The following is a 21,578-nucleotide window of genomic DNA, read 5'->3' as shown; positions in this document are numbered from 1 at the left end:
GGAGCGGGAACAGGGAACGGCGAACAGTACTGGTTAGCCCCCAACTCTGCCTTTGAAAAAAATAAAAAGATTTTTTTCCATCGAATAGGCGCTTTGAAATTAAGCGTCCGCTTTAAATCCCCTGCTTTTAAGTATGAGGATTTCCCCGTTACCTTTGAATTTTCAATTTTCTTGCAATTGTTCTAATAACTCATCTAGTTCTAATTGATTCAACTGTGCCAATGGGAAATCACTCGGTGTATATCCATAAACATCTTCTGACTGACAATGTTCTATTATTGACCTGATTGCTTGGATATAGCTCTTTGCCAAATTCTCCACTGTCGCTTGAGTATGAACATGACTACTGTAAGTCCAATCAATTTTTAATTCCCCTTCTACCACCAGACAATTAATCTCCAATAGATAGTCCCGAACAAGCTTTGAACTGTGGTTAGCTCCTGTAGATTCCGGCGCAAATTTCCAACGTGTTTGGGATTTTACTTGGTCAAATTGTCCTAGGTAGTTAAAACAAATTTCTGACGTGGGAATTGTTTGTAGTTGTTGATTAATAGTAGTATCTTCACACAAATAACGCAAGATGCCGCAGCCTATGCCACGATTGGGAATGGCTTGTAATTGTTCTTTAATTGACTTGATGACTTCCGCTGGTTGGTTTAATGAAGGTAGTTGCAATAAGACTGGGAACAAACTAGTAAACCAACCTACCGTCCGTGATAAATCTACATCTTCAAAGATTTCTTCTCTTCCATGTCCCTCTAAGTCAATGACTACTGTTGAATTTCCCGTCCACTCTGCCAATGAAACTACTAATGCACTAAGCAGTATATGATTAATTTGTGTGTTGTAAGCTTCGTTTACTGACAGGAGCAAAGCATGGGTTTCTTCTACACTCAATTTTACTGACACTTGTGCCGCGCTATCAACTGTATTTTCTAGCTGAGTGTGAGCATAATCTAATGGTAGTGGTGTTGTCCTCTTCCAAGGTTGGTTGATCCAGTAGTCTAACTCTTGTTTGATTATTTCTGATTGTGCATAATTTTTTAATTTCTTTGCCCAATCAATAAATGCTGTGGTTTTTGCACCAAGCTCAAGAGGTTGTTCAGCGATTAGTTGTTGATAAACCGTTTCTAGGTCTGATAATAAAATTCGCCAACTCACACCATCTACTGCTATGTGATGAATAATAATCAATAACCGTGCATCTTCATCACCTAAGTTAAACATCACCACTTGCATTATCGGTCCTATTGACAGGTTTAAACTGGCTTGATATTCTATGGCGATTTTTTCTAAGGCTTGTGGTTGTGAGAGTTTGGGAGTTGATGATAAATCTACAAAGGTAAATGGTACGGTATCATCTAAGCCATGATTTATTTGTTTGTGCTCAGAGCCAAGTGATGTGAATCGTAAACGCAGAGCATCGTGATGCTTTAGTAATTTTTCTACAGCTTTTTCCAGCAATTCAGGTTTTATATCATTGGGAATCTGCAAGAAAAATGATTGGTTGTAATGGTGTAGCTCTTGTGTATTTTGTGCAAAGAACCAGTGTTGAATTGGCGTTAGGGGTGCAACTCCAGTCACTATACCTTGTTTACACTCAACACTCACTGTTGTATTAGCAACCCGGGCTAGAGAGGCGATGGTTTGATTTTGGAATATTTGTTTGGGAGTTATTTGTATTCCTGAGTTTTTGGCACGAGAAACTACTTGAATACTCAGGATGGAGTCACCACCGATTTCAAAGAAGTTGTCGTGGATACTGACTTTTTCTTTAAGGAGCAGTTCTTGCCAAATGTTGGTTAAGATTTGTTCTATGGCTGTGCGTGGCGCTACGTATTCATGTTCTCGGGTGATTTCCCCATTAGGTGCTGGTAGTGCAAAGCGATCTACTTTGCCATTGGGTGTTAACGGTAGAGTGTCTAAAGTCACAAAGGCACTGGGCACCATGTATTCTGGTAGCTTTTGCTTAAGGAATTCACGTATTTGGTTGGTGGTGAGTGATTCATCAGAACTGACTACATAGGCAACTAAGCGCTTGTTCGCTGGGATATCTTCTGTTGCAATGACTACAGTTTGTTGGATTTGGGGGTGAGTGTTGAGGACTGCTTCGATTTCTCCGAGTTCGATACGGAAGCCGCGAATCTTCACTTGGTGGTCTATGCGACCGAGGAATTCTATGTTACCATCATTCAGGTGGCGGGCGAGGTCGCCTGTTTTGTAAAGGCGTTGTGATTTGGAATCACAGAAGGGATTTGGGATAAATTTTTCTGAAGTTAGTTCTGGGCGGTTGAGGTAGCCTCTAGCTAAGCTATCACCACCAATGTAGAGTTCTCCAGATACACCAATGGGTACTAGTTGTAAATGCGGATCGAGAATATAAGCCTGAAGATGAGCGAGGGGACGACCAATCGGTACTTCGCCCTCCGTCGAGAAGGTACTGTGGGGAATCCGGTAAAGTGTCGCACTAACTGTAGTTTCTGTTGGTCCATAGGCGTTGATTAATTGTAAGCGATCGCTCTTTCCTGATTTGGCAACATATTGCAGCCAGTGTCTGACTGGTTGTGGTAGTACTTTTTCACCACCAATGATCACTAACCGTAAAGATTCTGGTAGAGCTACATCAGTAAATGCCAAATTAGCCACTAACTGATGCCAGTAAGCGGTTGGTAAGTCCAACACCGTTAACTGCAAATCACGACAGGCTTGGAAAAATGTCCGCAAGTCAGCGAGCATTTCATCGGTACGCAATACCAAAGTAGCGCCGATACACAAACAAGGGTAAATTTCTTCAACAGCTACATCAAAGTTAATGGAAGCAAACTGAAGCACGCGATCGCTGGGTGTAATCTCATATTCGGAAAGTGCTGTCTGTGTGAAGCGGCTTAAAGCCTGATGGGTAATCATCACACCCTTAGACTTGCCTGTGGAACCAGAGGTGTAGATGATATAGGCTAAATTTTCACACTTATTCGTCCGAGTTGGATTCTCCTGGCTGTAGAGAGCAATTTTCTCCCAATCTGAGTCGAGACAGATAACTTGAGCTTGATGTTGTGATAGCTCAGATATCCATTTCCTGTGAGTAAGCAACACCTGTACACTCGAATCCTCTAACATATAACTCAGCCGTTCTTGTGGATAATTGGGGTCAAGGGGTACATAAGCACCACCCGCCTTGAGTATCCCCAACAATCCCACCACCATTTCAAGTGAGCGTTCCACACACAACCCAACCAGCACATTAGATCCCACACCCACTGACTGCAAGTAATGCGCCAACTGATTAGCGCGACAATTCAACTGCTGATAAGTCAGTTGTTGATTTTCATACATAACTGCCACCGCATCTGGTGTTCGTTCTACTTGGGCTTCAAATAGTTGATGAATGCATTTATCTTGCGGATAATTTGGTTGATCGCTATTCCACTCAACCAAAAGCTTGTGCTGTTCGCTGGCAGATAGTAAACATTGAGAGTTGTGATAACTAAAAGGCTCAGCAGCTATCTGATTGAGAACTTTAGTGTAATAACCGCCAATGGTCTCTACCTGTTCAAAAGATAGTTCGTTGGTATCGAACTGAAGTAACACTCTTAAAGGAGCATTTTCCTCACGCCAAAACCTTTGATTCAAACTAAATGAAATTTCTAGCTTGTAGTTACCGGGGTTGGAACTCGCTGTTAATTCCAATAACTCCACATTACTTAGTTGAGAAAAGAGGTCAAGGCTATGAAAGTTGATAAAGTTGAATAATGTGTTAAGTAAAGGTGAACTTCCCCAATTCTTTTGTAAGGTAGCTGTGGGATAACGCCGGAAAGGTAACAATTCCACTTCCGCTTTGAAAGTTTCTTTTATCAAGTCTAGCCATGTACCCTCTGACAGTTTCAAACGAAAAGGCACTGTATTTAAGAAAAGCCCCCGGACTTGCTCTCCGTCCATTTCCTCTGAGCGACCATTCGAGACTAACCCTGTTAAGATATCTGCCTGTCCGCTGATTAAACCCATGACTTTTAGGTGCGCTGCCAAAAAAACGCTTTTTAGCGGAACTGCTGTTAATTGTGCTACCTGTTTTAATCGTTCAAATAACTCGGTAGAAATAGAAACATAGTGATCGCCAATCTCTTGAGAACTATCACTCCTCAAGGAGTCAGGCAAACGGGGCAAACTCAGCAAGGTAGCATCACTTAACTTTTGGTTCCAGTAGTGTTGGCATACCTCCGATTGCAGTACCATCCGCTCTTGAAGGACAAAATCCCTAAATGAAATTGTAGGGGGCGGCTCAATGGGCAAGGTTTCTTGATTAAGAAGGACAGAATAGGACTTCAAAATTTCAGCTAGCGTAGAGGTTAAACTCCATCCATCAAAGATGGGATGGCACTCTGTTAGCGTAAATTGGAACGTATCATCAGTGCGGCGATGAATGCAGAAACGTAGCAAAGGAGGTTGGGCAAAATTGAAGCAACGCCTTTTCTCGCTTTCCATGTAGGCTACCACAATTTTATCTTGCTCATGAGCCGCTAGATGACGCAAGTCTTCCACTTGGAGCGGTAAGGTAGCAAACTGGTGAACAAGTTGCAGTGGCTCGCTGTATGCAGTTAGGCTAAAGGAAGTACGGAGTATGGCATGACGGTTTATCACCCTCTGCACGGCTTCCTGGAAAGCTTTAAAATCAAAACTAGCTCGCAGAAGAAAGCTATCTACATTATGGTATCGTGGAAGTTCAGGTGTTAACTCCATGTGGTAAATCATTCCCTGCTGGAGCATAGTCATTGGATAAGCATCTTCTATATCAACAGGAAGTTTTTGGCGGTCTTCTGGAGAAAGTAAACTAAATGGCTCAGTTCGAGTAATAGCAGTAGAGTTTACTGTGTTTATTTCCAGTGCTTGAGCTAAATAGCCAATTGTTTGATGTTGAAAAATTTGCGGTAGGGAAACATTTATACCTCTTTCTTTCGCCAGTGCAACTACTCGAATGGTAAGGATGGAATCTCCGCCTAAAGCAAAGAAATTATCATGAATTCCGATTTTTTCAATGCCCAAAACTTCACTCCAAATAGCAGCTAGCGCTTCCTCCACTAAATTCCGGGGTGCAACATAGGCTTCGCTTAATTCTGGTCGAGCTTGGTCAGGTGCTGGAAGCGCTTGACGAGCTAGCTTACCATTGGGTGTTAAGGGCAGAACATCTAAAAGGACGATCGCAGAAGGTACCATAAAATTAGGCAGCTTGTCCTTGAGGAAAAGACGTAGTTCGTTGATGCTAAGTGGATGTTCCTGATTGGGAATAACATAAGCCACTAGACGCTTATCACCTGGTTTATCCTCCCGAACGATAACTGCTGTTTCCCGCACATCTGGATGTTGAACCAGTACCGCCTCAATTTCCCCTAGCTCAATGCGGAATCCACGGATTTTAACCTGCTCGTCAATCCGACCGAGGTACTCGATGTTACCATTTGGCAGATAGCGGGCTAAGTCACCCGTTTTGTACATTCGCTCTCCTGGTTCTCGGCTAAACGGATTGGGGATAAACCTTTCGGCTGTCAGTTCCAGTCGATTGAGATAACCCCGCGCCAAACCAGCCCCACCGACATATATTTCCCCCGGAACTCCAAAAGGTACAGGATTCAGGTGTTTGTCTAGCAAATAAATCTGCAAGTCGGGGATGGGACAACCTATAGGGCTAACCTGATTAGCTTCTAGGTCATCTTTTGTCAAGGGGCGGTAGGTGACATGTACGGTTGTTTCGGTGATACCATACATATTGACTAATTGTGGATGTTCGCTTCCGTGACGCTCAAACCACGGAGCTAAACTCCTTAATTCAAGAGCTTCACCACCGAAAATTACCAGACGAAGCGCTAGTTCTTGGGCTGGAGCCTTAGCTTCTTCCTCTGCACGTATTAACTGTCGAAAGGCAGAGGGAGTTTGGTTAAGAACTGTCACTTTTTGAGATTGCAACAATTCATAAAATGTTTCAGGTGAGCGCGACACCCAGAAAGGAACCACCACCAGCCGCCCACCATAGAGCAGAGCACCCCATATCTCCCAAACGGAAAAGTCAAAGGCATAGGAGTGGAACAAAGTCCAGATATCATCTTCGTTAAAATTGAACCAAGAGTGGGTTGCCTTTAAAAGTCGGACTACATTGCTATGATTGATTGTGACTCCCTTCGGTTTTCCTGTAGAACCGGAAGTATAAATTACATAAGCAAGGTTCTCTCCTGCCACCCCACTAACAGGATTTTCATCGCTTTGTTGGGCAATTTGCTCCCACTCTGCGTCTAGACATACTAGATGCGCTCCTTGTGTAGGAAGATTCTCAACTAATTTTTGTTGAGTCAATAATACTGGTGTATTGGTATCTGACAAGATAAAACTCAACCGCTCTTGGGGATAGGCTGGATCTAACGGTACATATGCCCCACCAGCTTTGAGAATTGCCAGAATCCCTACCACCATTTCTAGCGAGCGTTCGACACAAATACCTACCAACATCTCCGTTCCTACACCTAATTTTTGCAGGTAGCGTGCCAGTTTATTTGCTCGTTGATTTAGCTCCCTATAAGTGAGTTGTTTGTCTTCAAATACTAAAGCGATCGCATCTGGATTTTTTTCTACCTGAGCCTCAAACAACTGATGGATGCATTGGTCTTTGGGGTAGTTGACCTGGGTCTGATTCCACTTCAGCAGCAGTTGGTGTTGTTCGGTTGCAGTCAGTAGGGGTAATTTTGAAATGTGCCGATCCGGATTGGCGACAATTCCTTCCAACAAAGTCTGGAAATGCTCTACCATTCGGTGTATAGTGCAAGCATCAAACAAATCGGTGCTGTACTCTAACAGTCCAGTTAGTCCCGTCTCTGTTTCGCTCATACCAAAGGTCAAATCAAACTTAGCGGTATTGGTGTAAACCGCCATAGTGCTAAATTCCACATCTGGTAACTTGAATTCCTCTATTGGTGTATTTTGTAAAACAAACATCACCTGAAACAGGGGCGTTTGGCTCAAATTCCGCTCCGGTTGTAGTTCCTTCACCAACTTTTCAAAAGGCAAGTCCTGATGAGCATATGCTTCCAGCGTTACTTGTCGTACTCGTGCTAACAGTTCCCGAAAACTAGGATTGCCCGAAATATCTGTACGTAATACTAAAGTATTAATGAAAAAACCAATTAACTCTTCCGTCTCTACAGAATTGCGGTTAGCGATGGGAGAACCCACTACAATGTCATCCTGTCTTGTATAACGATGTAGCAGAGTTTGAAACGCTGCTAACAAGGTCATGAATAGGGTAACTCCTTCCTGACGACTTAGGGCTTTCAAGGAAGCAGACAGTTCGGGTGACAGGGCAAATGATTGAGTAGCACCGTGAGGGCTGCGAACCACCGATCGCTTTCGGTCGGTGAATAGCTGTAACACAGGTAAATGAGCAAGCTGATGTTTCCAATAGGATAACTGAGTATTTGATACTTCACCTGCCAGCCACTCCCTCTGCCAGTTGCTAAAGTCTGCGTATTGGAGAGGTAAATCGGAAAGCGGTGAGGGCTTACCAGCAGAAAAAGCTTCATAAAGTACCGATAATTCCCGGACGAATATACCCATAGACCAACCGTCCGAGATAATATGGTGCATTGTCACCAGAAGTACGTGTTCCTTCTGTGTCAGCCGTATCAAGGTGGTACGCAATAGAGATCCATGTGTCAGATCGAAAGGCTGTTGGGCATCCTGAGCGACCAGCCGTTGAAATTCTGTTTCATTGTCAGTTTCTGGCAATGTGCTCAGGTCGATGACTGGCATAGCTATTGACCCTTTTTCAGAAATAACCTGAACAGGGCTTTCATCCATAAGTTCAAAGGTAGTACGCAGTGATTCGTGGCGGTTGACAATCTCTTCTAGAGCCTGTAATAAACTCTTGGTGTTGAGGATACCCTTGATTCTCAATGCTTGCGGTATATTATACGTAGCTCTGTCAGGTATCATCCGATCTAAAAACCACAGACTTTCCTGGGCAAAGGATGCGGGAAAGATAAGTAAGTCGTTGGGCATTGCATTTTCTCCTTGTTCAATAGAATTGAAAAACTAACAGAGTTAGAGGAAGTTTTAGAGTTGTTTACGGGAAACACTTATGCGATGTTTCTCACGAGATATAGGTCTAATTGCAGACATTTGAAGTTCAGTATCGCTGTGATTGCTCTTTTCGATACTTTGAGAAAGTTGGGCGATTGTTGGTTCTTCAAAAAGTTTACGCATCGGTAAATTAACCTGAAAGGCTTTTTGCACGCGAGATATGACTTGGGTAGCTTTTAAGGAATGACCCCCAAGGTTAAAGAAGTTGTCATTAACACCAACTTTTTCTAAACCCAAAACTTCAGCCCAGATGTTTGCCATGACTTCTTCAATGAGTGTGCGAGGCGCTACGAACTTTTCTTCCAATTCTGGTTTGCTGCTGTCTGGCATCGGCAGCATACGGCGGTCTACTTTACCATTGGGCGTTAGAGGCAATGTCTCTAATATGACAATAGCTTGTGGTATCATGTAGTCAGGAAGTTTACCGAGCAGGTAAGCACGTAGGTCACCAATACTGAGCTTCTTCTTTTTGTTGGGAACAATATAAGCTACCAAACGTTTGTCACCTGGTCGATCTTCGCGGGCAATGACTATAGTCTCCCGCACCTGTAGGTGTTGGCTCAGTACTGCTTCAATTTCCCCAATTTCAATGCGGAAGCCACGAATTTTTACCTGGTGATCAATACGACCGAGGTACTCAATATTACCGTCTGGCAGGGAACGAGCTAAGTCACCAGTTTTATACAAGCGCGCTCCCTCGAACTGGCTAAAGGGGTTGGAGATAAATTTCTCTGCGGTCAAGTCTGGGCGATTGAGATAGCACCGTGCTAGACCAGCACCTCCAATGTATAACTCGCCTTTAACCCCAACTGGCACTGGTTGTAGCTGGTTGTCAAGAATGTAAATTTGTGTGTTGGCAATTGGACGACCGATAGGGACAACTTGTTGATTAATGCCACGTTTACAAGTCCAGAATGTTGCATCAATACAAGCTTCCGTTGGTCCGTAAAGATTATGCCAGTCTGCATTGAGTTGATCAAAAAAGCGCTCTTGCAAAACCACAGACAATGCCTCACCGCCGCAAAAAACGCGTTTGAGAGATTTACAGGTCTTAAACTCCTCCTGTTCTAAAAGCATTTGTAACAGTGATGGTACAAGTTGGAGTGTTGTTATTTGTTGCTCCCTAATCACTTGTGTCAAATAAGCACTATCTTGATGCCCCCTTGGTCGAGCCATGACCAGTTGCGCTCCTGCTAATAAGGGTGCGAAAAACTCCCAGACTGAAGCATCAAAGCTAAAGGGTGTTTTTTGAAGAACTTTGTCTGTTTCAGTAAGGGGGAAGTTGGCTTGCATCCACAGCATATGGTTGCAAATGGCGCTGTGAGGAATTGCTACTCCTTTGGGTTGACCTGTAGAGCCTGAAGTATAAATGACATATGCTAAGTTAAAGGGCTTAACTCCACTAACTGGATTAAACTGGCTGTATTGACAGATAGCCTCCCAGTCTCTATCCAAGACAACTACATTTGTTGTAGTTTGTGGCAATTCGCCAATTATTTGTTTTTGGGTCAATAGCACTTTAACCTGAGAATCGGACAACATATAAGCCAATCGCTCTTGAGGTAATCGTGGGTCTAAAGGTAGATAAGCACCACCCGCCTTGAGAATTGCTAGCAGTCCCACCACCATTTCTAAGGAGCTATCAACACAGATGCCAACTAATACTTCTGGTCTCACTCCCATTGTTTGCAGGTGGTGAGCCAGTTGATTGGCTCTGATGTTTAACTCCTGGTAGGTCAATTGCTGGTCTTCAAACACCACTGCTACTGCATCTGGAGTCCGCTCCACTTGTTCTTCAAACAATTGATGAATACACTTGTTTTGCGGGTAATCTGTATGAGTGTTATTCCACTCCTCCAACAATTGATGCTGCTCCGTTTCCGTCAACAGAGGAATTTCCTCTAGGTGCTGATTCGGGTTACTGGCAATGCTTTCTAGCAAAGTCTGAAAATGCCCTATCATCCGATTAATAGTTACATCATCAAATAAGTCTGTGTTGTACTCAAAGCGACCAATAATACCTTCGGGTCTCTCATCTAGTTCTACAGTTAAATCAAACTTTGCGATCGCAGTATCAACATCTAGCTGACTTATAGTCCACCCAGAATCAATGACTGGCACTGGTGGTTCGAGGACAAACGAAACCTGAAACAGTGGGTTATGGCTGAGGGAACGTTTTGGATTCAGCGCCTGAACCAGATGCTCAAAAGGTAAGTTCTGATGAGCATATGCCCCTAAAGTTACCTCTCGTACTCGTTGGAGCAACTCTGCAAAACTGGGATTACTTGATACATCTGTACGCAACACTAAATTATTGAGGAAAAAGCCAATCAAACCCTGAAGTTCAGGTCGTTCCCGACCTGCTGTTACAGTACCTACAACAATATCCTCCTGTTGAGTGTAGCGGTAGAGCAAAGTTTTGAAAGCCGCTAGCAGAGTCATAAATGGAGTTACTTTCTCCTGACGAGAAAGTGCTTTGATTGCCTCAGTCAACCGACTAGATAGTGCCAGACATTGCCTCGCACCTCGAAAAATCTGAACCGATGGTCGTAGACCCTTGGTAGGCAGTTGTAGTACTGGCAGGTTAGTTAACTGCTGCTTCCAGTAGGTTAAATCTGCTTCCAATACTTCTGACAGCAAACACTGCTGCTGCCAAATCGCAAAATCTGCATACTGAATAGGTAAATCTGCAAGCGGTGATGCCTGACCAGCATCGAAGGCAGTATAAAGCGCTTCTAATTCCTTCAGAAAAACATTGTATAAAGAAACACCATCTGTAACAATATGGTGTAAAGTTAGGTATAACCTGTAGTCAGTAACACTTAGCTGTATTAAAATAGCTCGTAGCAGCGGACCACTTGCAAGGTCGAAGGGCTGCTGAGCGTCCAAAGTGGCGAGCCGCAGCGCTTCCATCTCCCGCTCTGACTCAGGGATCTGCTGTAGCTCGACGAAAGGTAAGCTCACGGTTATCGCTGGGGCGATAACTTGAACGACTTCACCGTTAATCTGCCTGAATGTGGTTCGCAAAACTTCATGACGCCTGATGATTTCATTGAGGCTTCTAGAAAGCGCTTCTACATTAATTGGACCTGTCAGACGAACAGTAGCGGTTTCGTTATAAACGGGGATATCGGCATTGAGTTGATTGAGCAACCACATTTGTTGCTGACCAAAAGATGCAGGTAAATTGCGATTCCGTTTAACAGCTTGGATAGCTTGAGGTAAAAATTCTTGCTTTTGGTTCTGACAAGCTGTTTCCAAATGCTTCGCCAATTCAGCTACAGTCGGTGCTTCTAACAAGCAGTGCAGAGGTAACTCCACATTGTATATGCGTTGTACGCGGGATAGGGTTTCAACAGCTAGTAAGGAATGTCCGCCCAATTCTAAGAAGTTGTCGTTAATACCAACCTGTTCTAACCGCAGTACTTCAGCCCAGATTCTTGTTAGTTCCTCCTCAAAGGATGTGCGAGGAGCCACAAACGTTTCTTCCCGTTCATGGTGTATTTGGTCAGGTTGTGGAAGCCCAAGGCGATCCACTTTACCACTAGGGGTTAGCGGTAGGGCATTTAGCGTCACAAAAACACTTGGTATCATGTAATCAGGCAGTTTCTTCTGGAGAAAGCTACGCAATTCACTGGAAGTAACACCTACTTTTTGCTTAGGGACAACATACGCTACCAAGCACTTGTTGCCAAGTTGGTCTTCCTGGGTAACAACAACAGTCTCCCAAACCTTAGGGTGTGAGGTGAGTGCTGACTCAATTTCTCCCAATTCAATACGGAAACCCCGCACCTTAACTTGATGGTCAATGCGTCCGAGAAACTCAATGTTGCCGTCAGGCAGATAGCAGGCTAAATCGCCTGTTTTGTACAAGCGTGCGCCTGGTTTGTTACTAAACCGGTCTGGGATAAATCTTTCAGCAGTTAAGTCCGGGCGGTTGAGGTAGCCAAGAGCGATACTAGCACCACCAATATATAACTCACCTTCGACGCCAACAGGAACAGGCTGGAGATGGTGGTTGAGAATATAGATAGTTTTGTTAGCAAGGGGACGACCGATAGGAACTCTTTGAGGATTTGTGCCTTCGCCAAACTGGGCAGGGATTTCAAACAAAGTTGCTGTGATTGTTGCCTCTGTCGGACCATAGGCATTGAGTAGGTAAACTGAAGAAAATGAGCTTTGCTTCCAAAGGCTAAGACTTTCAGGTAGAATTGAATCTCCGCCAACAATGACAAGTCTAAGTTGATTTTTTACATTTAACTCTGGATTTTCAACCAACTGTTTGACCAATTGTTGCCAGTAAGCTGTTGGAAAGTTAACAACAGTGAGTCCAAAATCTAAGATTTTTTGACAAAAACTTCTTGCCGTCCATACATCTGAATCCCGAAGAACCAAAGTAGCTCCAACGATTAGTGTAGGAAATATCTGCTCTAATGAAGCATCAAAGTTAATTGAAGCAAATTGAAGTACACGGTCATTAAAATCTAGTTTGTATTTCTGTTGGATAGTGCAGCAATGGTTTGCCAACGAGCTATGAGAAATTAAAACCCCCTTAGGTCTACCTGTAGAACCCGATGTGTAAATTACATAAGCCAGGTTCTCTGCTTTTACACTACTAACTAGGTTTTCTTCACTTTTTTGAGAAATGACTTCCCAATCTTGCTCTAAGCAGACCAAAGATGCTTGATGTTCAGGGAGCTTGTTCAACAACATCTGTTGAGACAATAGCACAGATACCTGAGAATCTAAGAGCATGAAAGCCAAGCGCTCTTGCGGTAATCGCGGATCTAACGGCACGTAAACCCCACCCGCCTTGAGAGTACCTAACAGTCCCACTACCATCTCACTGGAGCGCTCAATACAAATGCCAACCCTAACCTCTGGTCCTACCCCCAAGGCTTGCAGGTGGCGTGCTAGTTGATTGGCTCGCTCATTTAACTCCCGGTAAGTCAATTGCTGATTCTCAAACACAACCGCTACCGCATCCGGAGTTTGTTCCACTTGTTCTTCAAACAATTGATGAATACACTTGTGCTGAAGATACTTAGCCTGGATATTATTCCACTTTACAGACACTTGATGCCCTTCAGCTTCCGTTAATAGCTGCATAGGCGAAAATTCATATGTTTTTCCAATATCTCTCACGAAACTATCTCCTGCTAACTTGTTTAAGTTTGTCTATTGAGAACTTTTGAGTTAACGAATCACTTTTAACCACTAGAAGTCATTATGTATTTAATAACTTCGATTATTGTCTTAGCCATTGTATTTTTATAATCCAGTAAAGGATTGATTTCTGTTACTTCTAATCCGCAAAGATTGGGAAGATGCCAGAGAGCTTTCAACAAGTTCTTTGCTTCCTCTACTGATAATCCGTCGGCAGAAGGTGTTCCCGTTCCTTCCGACACTGAAGCATTTAAACTATCTACATCAAAAGTAACGAAAATTAAATCACAGTCTCTTAGATGATGAAGAGTTTGCTGTATGATAAAATCAATTCCTCTTTGCTTTCTATTTTTAGGAATAAAATATTTAATTTTTAGTTGATGTATAGCGTTCCATTCTTGTTCTTCTAATTCTCTAATCTCTAAAAGAACTAATTCATCAGGTTGCAACTTGGGGCAAATATTTCTGCGACCTACTTTTTTCAGTTTGTTCCAATTTTCGATGATATCTGAACTGGAATTCCTAATTTTATTTTCTTGATTATCTAACCCCAACAAAGCTCCAAGTGGCATTCCATGCAAGTTTCCTGAAGGAGAAGTAAATGGAGTGTGAATATCTCCATGAGCATCAATCCAAATTACCCCAAGTTTTTGGGAAGGAAAAGCTTCTCTAATTCCAGAAATGAAGCCATTTACGTTAGAATGGTCTCCTGAAAAAATTAGGAAAGTGCGCTTTTCCAGTAAAGCCCTGCTCATTAATTTGCAAAGTTCTTCGTCACGCTGTAAGATGTCTTGGATGTATTTGGCTGGTGACTCAAAGAGAAGTGGTGAACAAAGTTTTTTACTTTCATATTCTGTAACTGGAAAGATATGAAAAAGAGGGAAATTATGTTCATCTGCGCTTACCTTCAAGGCATCAGGACCTAAACTGGCACCTTTTTTACCAGCCCCTAAGTCAGATTTAGAAATTAAGATTTCTATGTGACGCTGATGACTTGCGATAGCTTTATGTAGATGAAAATCGTCACAGAAAGAAGTGGATGAACTGGAACGCAGCCAAGAAGTGTTACTTGCCATAATTCAAACCTTTAAAAAGGTTATTTTTACCGTTTGATTCTGATTGAAGCAGTTTAAATTAATTCGGGTATTCACAAAGACTGCTAGTAGTTAGTAGTAGAATGCTGAATTTGTAAGCGTTTTAGTGATTAACTACTAACAGCCCTCATTAAGATAGAAGCTACATAGTTAGTCTTGAGAAGCAGATTCTGCCATTTTCTTCCTTAAACTTAAGGGTCGCATATCTGTCCAGACTTCCTTTATATAATCGAGGCATTCCTGTTTTAGACTACTTTTACCTGCATTATTCCAGCCAACTGGGTTTTCTCGGTCAGCAGGCCATATCGAATACTGCTCCTCATGATTCACAACAACTTTGTAAATTGTGGTATCGTTTTGGGAATCTTGATTCATGATTATCTCCTGTTAGTTTATTAGGATTATTTTGTACAGTTTTTCCATCAGCAAAAACCTGAGTTTTTGTCGGTGCTTGTGTTGCTTGGAGGGGGTTCGATATTTTGGCCAGCAAATTTGAGTAGGTTAGCAAAGATAACTGTCTGATCACCACCTAAAATTGGCTGCCAATCTTTAGGTGCTTTATTAATATAAGATTCCCGATCAGAATCTAAAAGTCCATAAAATACCTCGGCTACAATCCGACCACCTACCCAACCTAGCTGAGTTTTAGCGCCAACACCATTTAGTAAGTCTACTTCGGAAAAACTTTTTCCCACACCAAAGTGATCTATTAAAGGAGCTTGACCCTCAGCTAAGATGTAAAACCAGAGTGGGGTGTCGTTTTGCAGACTCTCAGCAATTGGCTCAAACTTGAACAGTGCATCCCCTGCCGAATTTTTATCCACTAGTTGTCGTCGCACACTGAGTTGATCTGATGTGAGAGGAATAGCCTGAGTAAAACCTTTGTCCTGTAAAGCTTTGACAATCTGTTGCCCACCTTGTACTCTGTAGTTGTTGCCTCGCAATAAATTAAGCAGTGCTAGGGATGGACGTGGTGGTACTACTTTCGTGTCTGGCAAGGTGTCAGGGCTGATCGCATCTTTAACTTCTTTAATAACCCCTCCAACATTCTGGCTGGTTGGCAATACAGGGGAGGGTAAAACGCCAAGTGGATCAACCAAGTTGGAATCAATTTTGTAAGCTAGTTGTAAGCGTACTTCTGATCTTTTTATGTCATCAGCAGGCTTGTCACGAAGCTCATTAGGCAACACTCCTGGGACTGTAAGCGGGAAAAAGCGCGCCCAGTTATCAATGACATGATGACTCGGCAGTGGCTCGAATCCTAACAAACTGTCATCGTCTGGGTTTTTATTATCGCTACCCGGGAAAATGCTAAAGCGTTTATCATTGTTGAGACGATAACCAAAGCGTACTCCAGAATGTCCAAAGCGGTAAGCTGCTACTACAAATTCGCGGGGTAAATTCTCGCGTTTGTCTTCTGTGTAAAGAGCATAGTTTTGGGCGCGCTGGTCGCGAGTTTTGTGTTTTAGACCTTCTAGAACATCTGCGTTAACAATGCGCGGCAAAAAGTCTTCTATCACTATCTTTTGATAAACCCAGCGTACTTCGTTTTGTGCTGCTTCAAACAAAGCAGTACCCGTCAGTTTCTGATCGTCTTGCAGTCTGTGATTGTTTTGTTTGAGCTTTGCTACTACTGCATTATGATACTTGACAAAAGACAATTGAATTTGACTGATGATCGAGTTTTCATCATTACGTTTGTCACCAACAATCGCGCGACCATTGGGGCTACGCAGTAGATCTTGATCTGCCTGATTTTTAAAGTCTTCAACTAGCTTTGTATTACTGAGGGTAGGTTTAACCTGATTTTCAGTACCATTTTTATATAAAAGAGTAGCCCCATCCTCAGCGTACATAAAAGGTTGAGCATCAGGACCGTCACCATATAAGGAATCCAAATCAAAGCGTGGAGTTCGTAAATTACTTGGCAGACGATCTTGAGAACCAATATCTACTGGGTTTAAAGATGATGTGTTATCAAAGGTTAGATCGTGATCAATGAATTGACCAAAGTATGTATAACCTGCTGGTAACAGCAAATTTTCTTCAGGATCAGGGCCATCTTTCACGGTATCAGGCTTTGACTTTATGCTGTTAGCAAGTTCTAGCAGTTCATGGGTCGGGTAGCTTTTTGCTCTTAAAGGCAGTAAATGTGTAAATGCTTGTTCTCGTGTGCCGACGGAACCGTGACCAAATCCACTCATATAATGCTCCAAAATTAAGGTAAAGTTAATTGATTGAATGACTCTTGCGTTAAAGCAATCTGCACTTTAGATTTCGATAAACTTATCAAAAGAAAGTGATTTTGACAGCTTTGACACTTTTGTAAGCAGCGATGGCATAGCCTAGTTGTCAAATTAATGTCGGCTAGGATGTATCCCTGTCTATCATCAGATTTCCTCCTTATAGATTTGTTTACTTTCTGAAAGCTTGTTGTCACTCTTTAGGAAGAGACCAAAGTTTGATGGTTTTGTCGGCACTGCTGCTGGCTATCATGTTTCCATGCGGTCTGAAAACTACTGACCGCACGCCTCGCTTATGCCCTATCAAATTCTCCAAGAGTTTGCCTTCAGGCAACCCCCATAACTTGATAGTGCTATCATTGCTACCACTAGCTAATCTCTTGCCATCGGGACTGAAAGCCACTGACCACACAACTCCTTCATGTCCAATTAGGGAGTGCAACAATTTACCAGTGGGCATTTGCCAGAGTTTGACTGTCCTATCAGCACTGCCACTCGCTAAAGTCCGTCCATCAGGGCTAAAAGTCACTGAACGCACGGCTTGTGAATGAGCATTCAGGGTTTTTAGAACAGCACCATCCATGAGCCGCCAAATTTTGAGTGTACCACTCTCATTGCCACTAGCTAATGTCTGCCCATCCGGACTAAAAGCAATAGTTCTTACCCACAATCCATCCGATAACTGATGAACTTGTACGCCAGTCTGCACGTTCCAGATGCGGATGGTTGTGTCAGCACTACCACTGGCTAACCACTTTCCGTTGGGGCTGATGGCAACGGCTTCTACATCATCTGTATGGCCATCCAGGGTACGAAGCAGTTGCCCCGTCTCTAAATTCCAGAGTTTAATACGGTTATCCCAACTGCCACTAGCGAGCAGCTTGCTATCAGGACTGATGGCAAGGCTTACCACTGCATCGCCGTGTCCTTCTAAAGTATAGAGTAAGGTGTTACTAGGCAGATCCCAAATTCTGATTTTTTTATCGTAACTGCCACTGGCGAGGAAGCGTCCATCAGGGCTGACTGCCAATGCGTAAACCCAAGTTGAATTTCCTTGGACAGAACGTAAGGGTTGAGTAGTTGCAACAGAGATAGTAGCAACACTAGCGTTTCGGAAGTGGAAGAATAGGCTAGCACAACTGCTACTACTAACCAAGATCGTTAGGGTGCTGATTGCCAATGCTGCTGAAGATTTCCAGGTAATTTGTTTTGATCTCATAACAGGACATTCCTTGTGCGAGTGGGAGAATAATCTGACTTGCACCCACTGCGTAACGGTGTCGGAGACTAGCGGTACTATAGAGTAATTTTTTCTGGAATTTGAGATGAGAACGCTTTTCCTTTCGCTTTTTGTTGTTTATTCTGATGTTCAATCCAGCGTCGCATCAGAAATAAAAGGGTTGTCGTGACAATCCCTACTAGCCCAATCGGGGTTAAATAGCTCCAATGCTCTAACATTTTGTCCCAAACGTGCCAAGTGAGCAGGAACATAGCTAAGTAAGTCAGGGTATGTAATCGCTTCCAATTTTTTTTCAGTCTTTTGACACTCCAGTCATTAGAAGTAATTGCCAATAGGGTAAAAATTATGAAGGTAGATATACCTTGGATATAAATCCAATAGGTATTGGGATCTAAAAAATCAAGGTCTCTCTTTTTCACTAAGAGGAAAGCGTGAAGCAAAGCCAAGCAGAAAGCCAGAATACCGATAAGTCGTCGATATTTTAACAGCCATTTGGGAAGGTTCGCTTGTTTAGTTTGAGGAAAAATGATTCTGAGATTCGTGGGCATTAAGGTGAGAATATAAGCTCCTAAAGCTAGAAATCCCAGGCTGTTTTCTAACGGTGCTGTATCGATTGCTGCCATGACCAATCCTCCTGAATTTTTCAATAAAGGCCACTTTTTTATAAGTTAAATATTTACTACTGGTATATTTATCTAAGTAAGTGGGCTGGAAAATTTACAAGTATGTAACGAAAAGTTAAACAATTTGATTAGAGTTAAATTTGACACGATATGTACTGTAGTTTCCTCTTTTTCCCCTTGCTTGAACACCATCAATTACGGCGTAAGCAAGGTCTAATTCATCATCAAATGTCTGCCCTGATAGTTCATTCTTTTTGAGATATTGCCACTCCAATTCAATTGGATTCATTTCTGAGCAATATTTGGGTAAAAAGAAGATGTATAAACCAATACTCTCCCATTTTGACCATAACTTTTGCACCTCAAGGCATCGATGTATCGGTCCGTTATCCTGGACAATTACCTTAGTACGTCCCGTTCTTTGAGCATCAGCCGCTTCTTGCTCCATCATTTGGATATAAGATTTACGGTTAACGCCTCCGATCACCAAACCGTAAACAAAACTGATCAAAGGTTGAAGGAAGCCTATAATGCTTAATCTACGACCACGACGTTTAGTCTGTTCTAAGCGTTTTTGCTCACCTCTGAAGTAATAGGTGTAACCTGGTTCACTCCACAGACAAAACCCTGATTCATCTAAATATTTATGCAGTTTTACAAAAACTGGGGTCAAATTTGTAGGGCAGCAGAAGTGGATTTGCCAGAATCAGGGTAAACGCTTCAGTTCGGGACAGAAGCCTCGGTCTCGCATTTTGCAGTTCGCAGTTCGCAATTGCAGATAAAATATTATTTTATTGACATAATTGCAAAGCGAACTTCTTCGCGTTTTTTCCCCATGACATCAATATAGTAACGTTCCGGTGATAATACTGCTTGGATTTGTTTTTTCTCGATGATCCATGAGAGATAATTGAGCGCAATCTGCCTTTGTTCAGTACGTAGTCTATCAGAAACTGCCCCTATTTGAAGGTTGTTCGCCCAAACAATCTTATCCTCAAGTTCCAGTGGTAGCATTTCTTCAATTCCCATATCCTTTGGTGGGGTAACCAGCAGAAACTCTAGAAACTCCTGGAAGCCAACAAAGGCCAGTTGAAAAATTAACTGCTGACTAAATTTTCCCCAAAAATAGCCACTGTGGACATCTGGTGTATTGCTACGAAAATATGACCAACTGAGTTGCAGGTACTCTAGGAGAGTTAAGGGTGAGGTTTGTTTGTCTAAAATCATGACGTAGCGATTGTGATTGGGTGCATTAGTGTAATTTGTTTTATCTTTGTATTCAGTGCAATCAAAGTAAGTAAATAAGTCAGCCAACGACTCATGATCTTTAATTGCTGTGGGAACTGTGGACTGATATTCCTGCTTAGATGGATCTAATCCCTGGCTTTGCACTTTGTTCAAGACATTAATTTCTAAATAATTAAGTAATGAACTAGTCTCACATAATCGCTTGCGTAAGTTCTGATCCTTCCAGTTGACAATTCCATACTCACTCTGCAATTGCCCTGTTACCTTGTTTAACTTACTGCTGTGATAGCTATTGGAACGAACAGTCACATTACCTAGCCGATACCCTTGTGTTTGGGTCTTTGCTGGAAAGGAAAAGTAATTAGCAGCCGTAGAAGCAAGACGTAGGGCTAAATCCCCTTCGTTACTGAATAGATACGCCTCTTCAAATCTTCGTAACGATGACCGTAAGAAATTGGATCTTCCAGAAGTAATTGCCAGTACAGGAATATCTGGTGCAACAAGAATTAAACGACCTAAACTAAAAACCTGCCCAATTCGCGAAGAAGGTCTTTTCTCAGCTTTTTTATTATTGATGTTTCCTACAGAATCAGAGTCAAAGACATCAGATAGAATTCGGACTGCTTGTGTAGTTACCTGACTACCTAGACTATGCCCAATGAAGGAGAGTTTAATCGGGTGTTGTTTCCAATAGTTTTGAGTCTTCTCCTCTGATTTAACTTCTAGAAAGCAGCGCTTTATCAAACCTTTATCTAGTTGGCGAATCAGTTCAACCAGATCGTTGACTCCGTAGTTGATTGCTCGATAAGAGTCACGAAAATATACAATTACACGCAAAATAATCAGGCTGCAAACAATGCTAAACCCGAATGTTCCCAAAACAACAGGAACAACAAACATTGGGTCAGAGAACCAGAAAAACAATAATACTGATGCGATCGTCATAATAAAGCTTCCCCATAGCAGAACCTTGAGTAGAAAGGGTAAAGTACTTAGGGAAGTAATAATATTTTGACCTGTAATAGTTTCCGAAGGCCAGCGATAACCAAGAAACACTAAACTATCTGACTTTTGAGAAATTAAGGCATTACTGTTGACATACTTACAAAGTTGTTGATAGTTTTTCCAAATTCTATCTGTGATCTTTTCATTGCTTACGGGTAATGTAGTTAAATCACTATCTGCACCTCCTGTGTTGTATCCATGAATAGCAATTACCACTCCTAAAGCGTCAGAATTTTTCGGGCAAATTTTACTTTTTGCATAAAGAAGGTCAATTATTGTTTGAATGTTTGGGCGCGTATTATCTTCTTCGATATCTTGTAAATCTTCAACATTCGCTCGTGCTGTACTGCGGATCAGGTATCCTGGAATCCTTTGGGATTCTGGAACACAGTCCGGCTCAATAAACAAGTTATCTACCAAAATATCCATACACTACTTCCTGTAAGAATCCTAAATGAGTTTTGAGAAAACACGTAGCTAAATAAAAACAAATGATTAAAACTAAATCTGTGGAATATATTAATGTGGATGCGATGGAAACAAGCAAAGCACAAGCGTTGAAAGAAATCGTTTGAAAAATTAGCGATTAGAGCTATAATCGTCAATTGAACGTTTTCTCAACGAATCCGCAAAGCATACTCTTGCTAAATTTGAAGAAAGTCACAACAGTGATCGCACTTGTTCAATGTCAAACCCATCCACTGCATCCAATCGGGCGCAAATGCAATCAGCTGTCTATTTTTGAATTACTTAGGTAGCGCCTGGCGTGAAGTTCACGACAATCTACCCTCCGGTATCTGAGGTCACTACAAATTCTTCAGCGATCGCCTTATTGATGCCG

The 21,578-nt window shown here is 42.4% G+C and carries 8 protein-coding genes and 1 pseudogene; all 9 read right to left on the bottom strand.

All coding sequences use genetic code 11. The features are described 5' to 3' along the window. Positions 1–162 precede the first annotated feature (162 nt). The 9 genes and pseudogenes from ACFFAP_RS10740 to ACFFAP_RS10700 all read right to left on the bottom strand — a co-directional run bounded on the left by ACFFAP_RS10740 (position 163) and on the right by ACFFAP_RS10700 (position 21,166). On the bottom strand, positions 163–8,037 hold the full coding sequence (locus ACFFAP_RS10740) for an amino acid adenylation domain-containing protein (RefSeq protein ID WP_375511201.1): 7,875 nt from the start codon (positions 8,035–8,037) through the stop codon (positions 163–165). 54 nt (positions 8,038–8,091) lie between these two features. Further along, the gene (locus ACFFAP_RS10735; RefSeq protein WP_375511200.1) at positions 8,092–13,227 is read right to left on the bottom strand and encodes an amino acid adenylation domain-containing protein; all 5,136 of its coding nucleotides are present in this window, start codon (positions 13,225–13,227) and stop codon (positions 8,092–8,094) included. A gap of 101 nt (positions 13,228–13,328) precedes the next feature. Further along, positions 13,329–14,360 carry an arginase gene (locus ACFFAP_RS10730; RefSeq protein ID WP_375511199.1) on the bottom strand — a complete coding sequence of 344 codons (1,032 nt, stop codon included), beginning with the start codon at positions 14,358–14,360 and terminating at the stop codon, positions 13,329–13,331. Positions 14,361–14,528: 168 nt separating this feature from the next. Then, a complete protein-coding gene (locus ACFFAP_RS10725; RefSeq protein ID WP_375511198.1) occupies positions 14,529–14,753 on the bottom strand; it encodes an MbtH family protein in 225 nt (74 codons plus the stop codon). Between the two features lie 47 nt (positions 14,754–14,800). Beyond that, on the bottom strand, positions 14,801–16,582 hold the full coding sequence (locus ACFFAP_RS10720; protein ID WP_375511197.1) for a peroxidase family protein: 1,782 nt from the start codon (positions 16,580–16,582) through the stop codon (positions 14,801–14,803). A gap of 232 nt (positions 16,583–16,814) precedes the next feature. Then, positions 16,815–17,840: a WD40 repeat domain-containing protein gene (locus ACFFAP_RS10715; RefSeq protein ID WP_375511196.1), complete on the bottom strand. Its 1,026-nt coding sequence runs from the start codon at positions 17,838–17,840 to the stop codon at positions 16,815–16,817. Between the two features lie 77 nt (positions 17,841–17,917). Beyond that, the gene (locus tag ACFFAP_RS10710; RefSeq protein ID WP_375511195.1) at positions 17,918–18,484 is read right to left on the bottom strand and encodes a ferric reductase-like transmembrane domain-containing protein; all 567 of its coding nucleotides are present in this window, start codon (positions 18,482–18,484) and stop codon (positions 17,918–17,920) included. 115 nt (positions 18,485–18,599) lie between these two features. Then, positions 18,600–19,127 (bottom strand): annotated as a pseudogene (locus ACFFAP_RS10705) (transposase); the annotation flags it as partial. A gap of 143 nt (positions 19,128–19,270) precedes the next feature. Next, on the bottom strand, positions 19,271–21,166 hold the full coding sequence (locus tag ACFFAP_RS10700) for a hypothetical protein (RefSeq protein WP_375511194.1): 1,896 nt from the start codon (positions 21,164–21,166) through the stop codon (positions 19,271–19,273). Between the last annotated feature and the right edge of the window lie 412 nt (positions 21,167–21,578).

This window comes from uncultured Nostoc sp. (genome assembly GCF_964245575.1).
Classification (GTDB): Bacteria; Cyanobacteriota; Cyanobacteriia; order Cyanobacteriales; family Nostocaceae; genus Nostoc.
This window is presented reverse-complemented; position numbering and strand designations above follow the sequence as displayed.

Excerpts from the sequence above, each read along its gene's own strand:
- ACFFAP_RS10720 (WP_375511197.1), bottom strand. The coding sequence starts at position 16,582 with ATGAGTGGATTTGGTCACGGTTCCGTCGGCACACGAGAACAAGCATTT.
- ACFFAP_RS10730 (WP_375511199.1), bottom strand. The coding sequence starts at position 14,360 with ATGGCAAGTAACACTTCTTGGCTGCGTTCCAGTTCATCCACTTCTTTC.
- ACFFAP_RS10715 (WP_375511196.1), bottom strand. The coding sequence starts at position 17,840 with ATGAGATCAAAACAAATTACCTGGAAATCTTCAGCAGCATTGGCAATC.
- ACFFAP_RS10710 (WP_375511195.1), bottom strand. The coding sequence starts at position 18,484 with ATGGCAGCAATCGATACAGCACCGTTAGAAAACAGCCTGGGATTTCTA.
- ACFFAP_RS10740 (WP_375511201.1), bottom strand. The coding sequence starts at position 8,037 with ATGCCCAACGACTTACTTATCTTTCCCGCATCCTTTGCCCAGGAAAGT.
- ACFFAP_RS10700 (WP_375511194.1), bottom strand. The coding sequence starts at position 21,166 with ATGGATATTTTGGTAGATAACTTGTTTATTGAGCCGGACTGTGTTCCA.
- ACFFAP_RS10735 (WP_375511200.1), bottom strand. The coding sequence starts at position 13,227 with ATGCAGCTATTAACGGAAGCTGAAGGGCATCAAGTGTCTGTAAAGTGG.
- ACFFAP_RS10725 (WP_375511198.1), bottom strand. The coding sequence starts at position 14,753 with ATGAATCAAGATTCCCAAAACGATACCACAATTTACAAAGTTGTTGTG.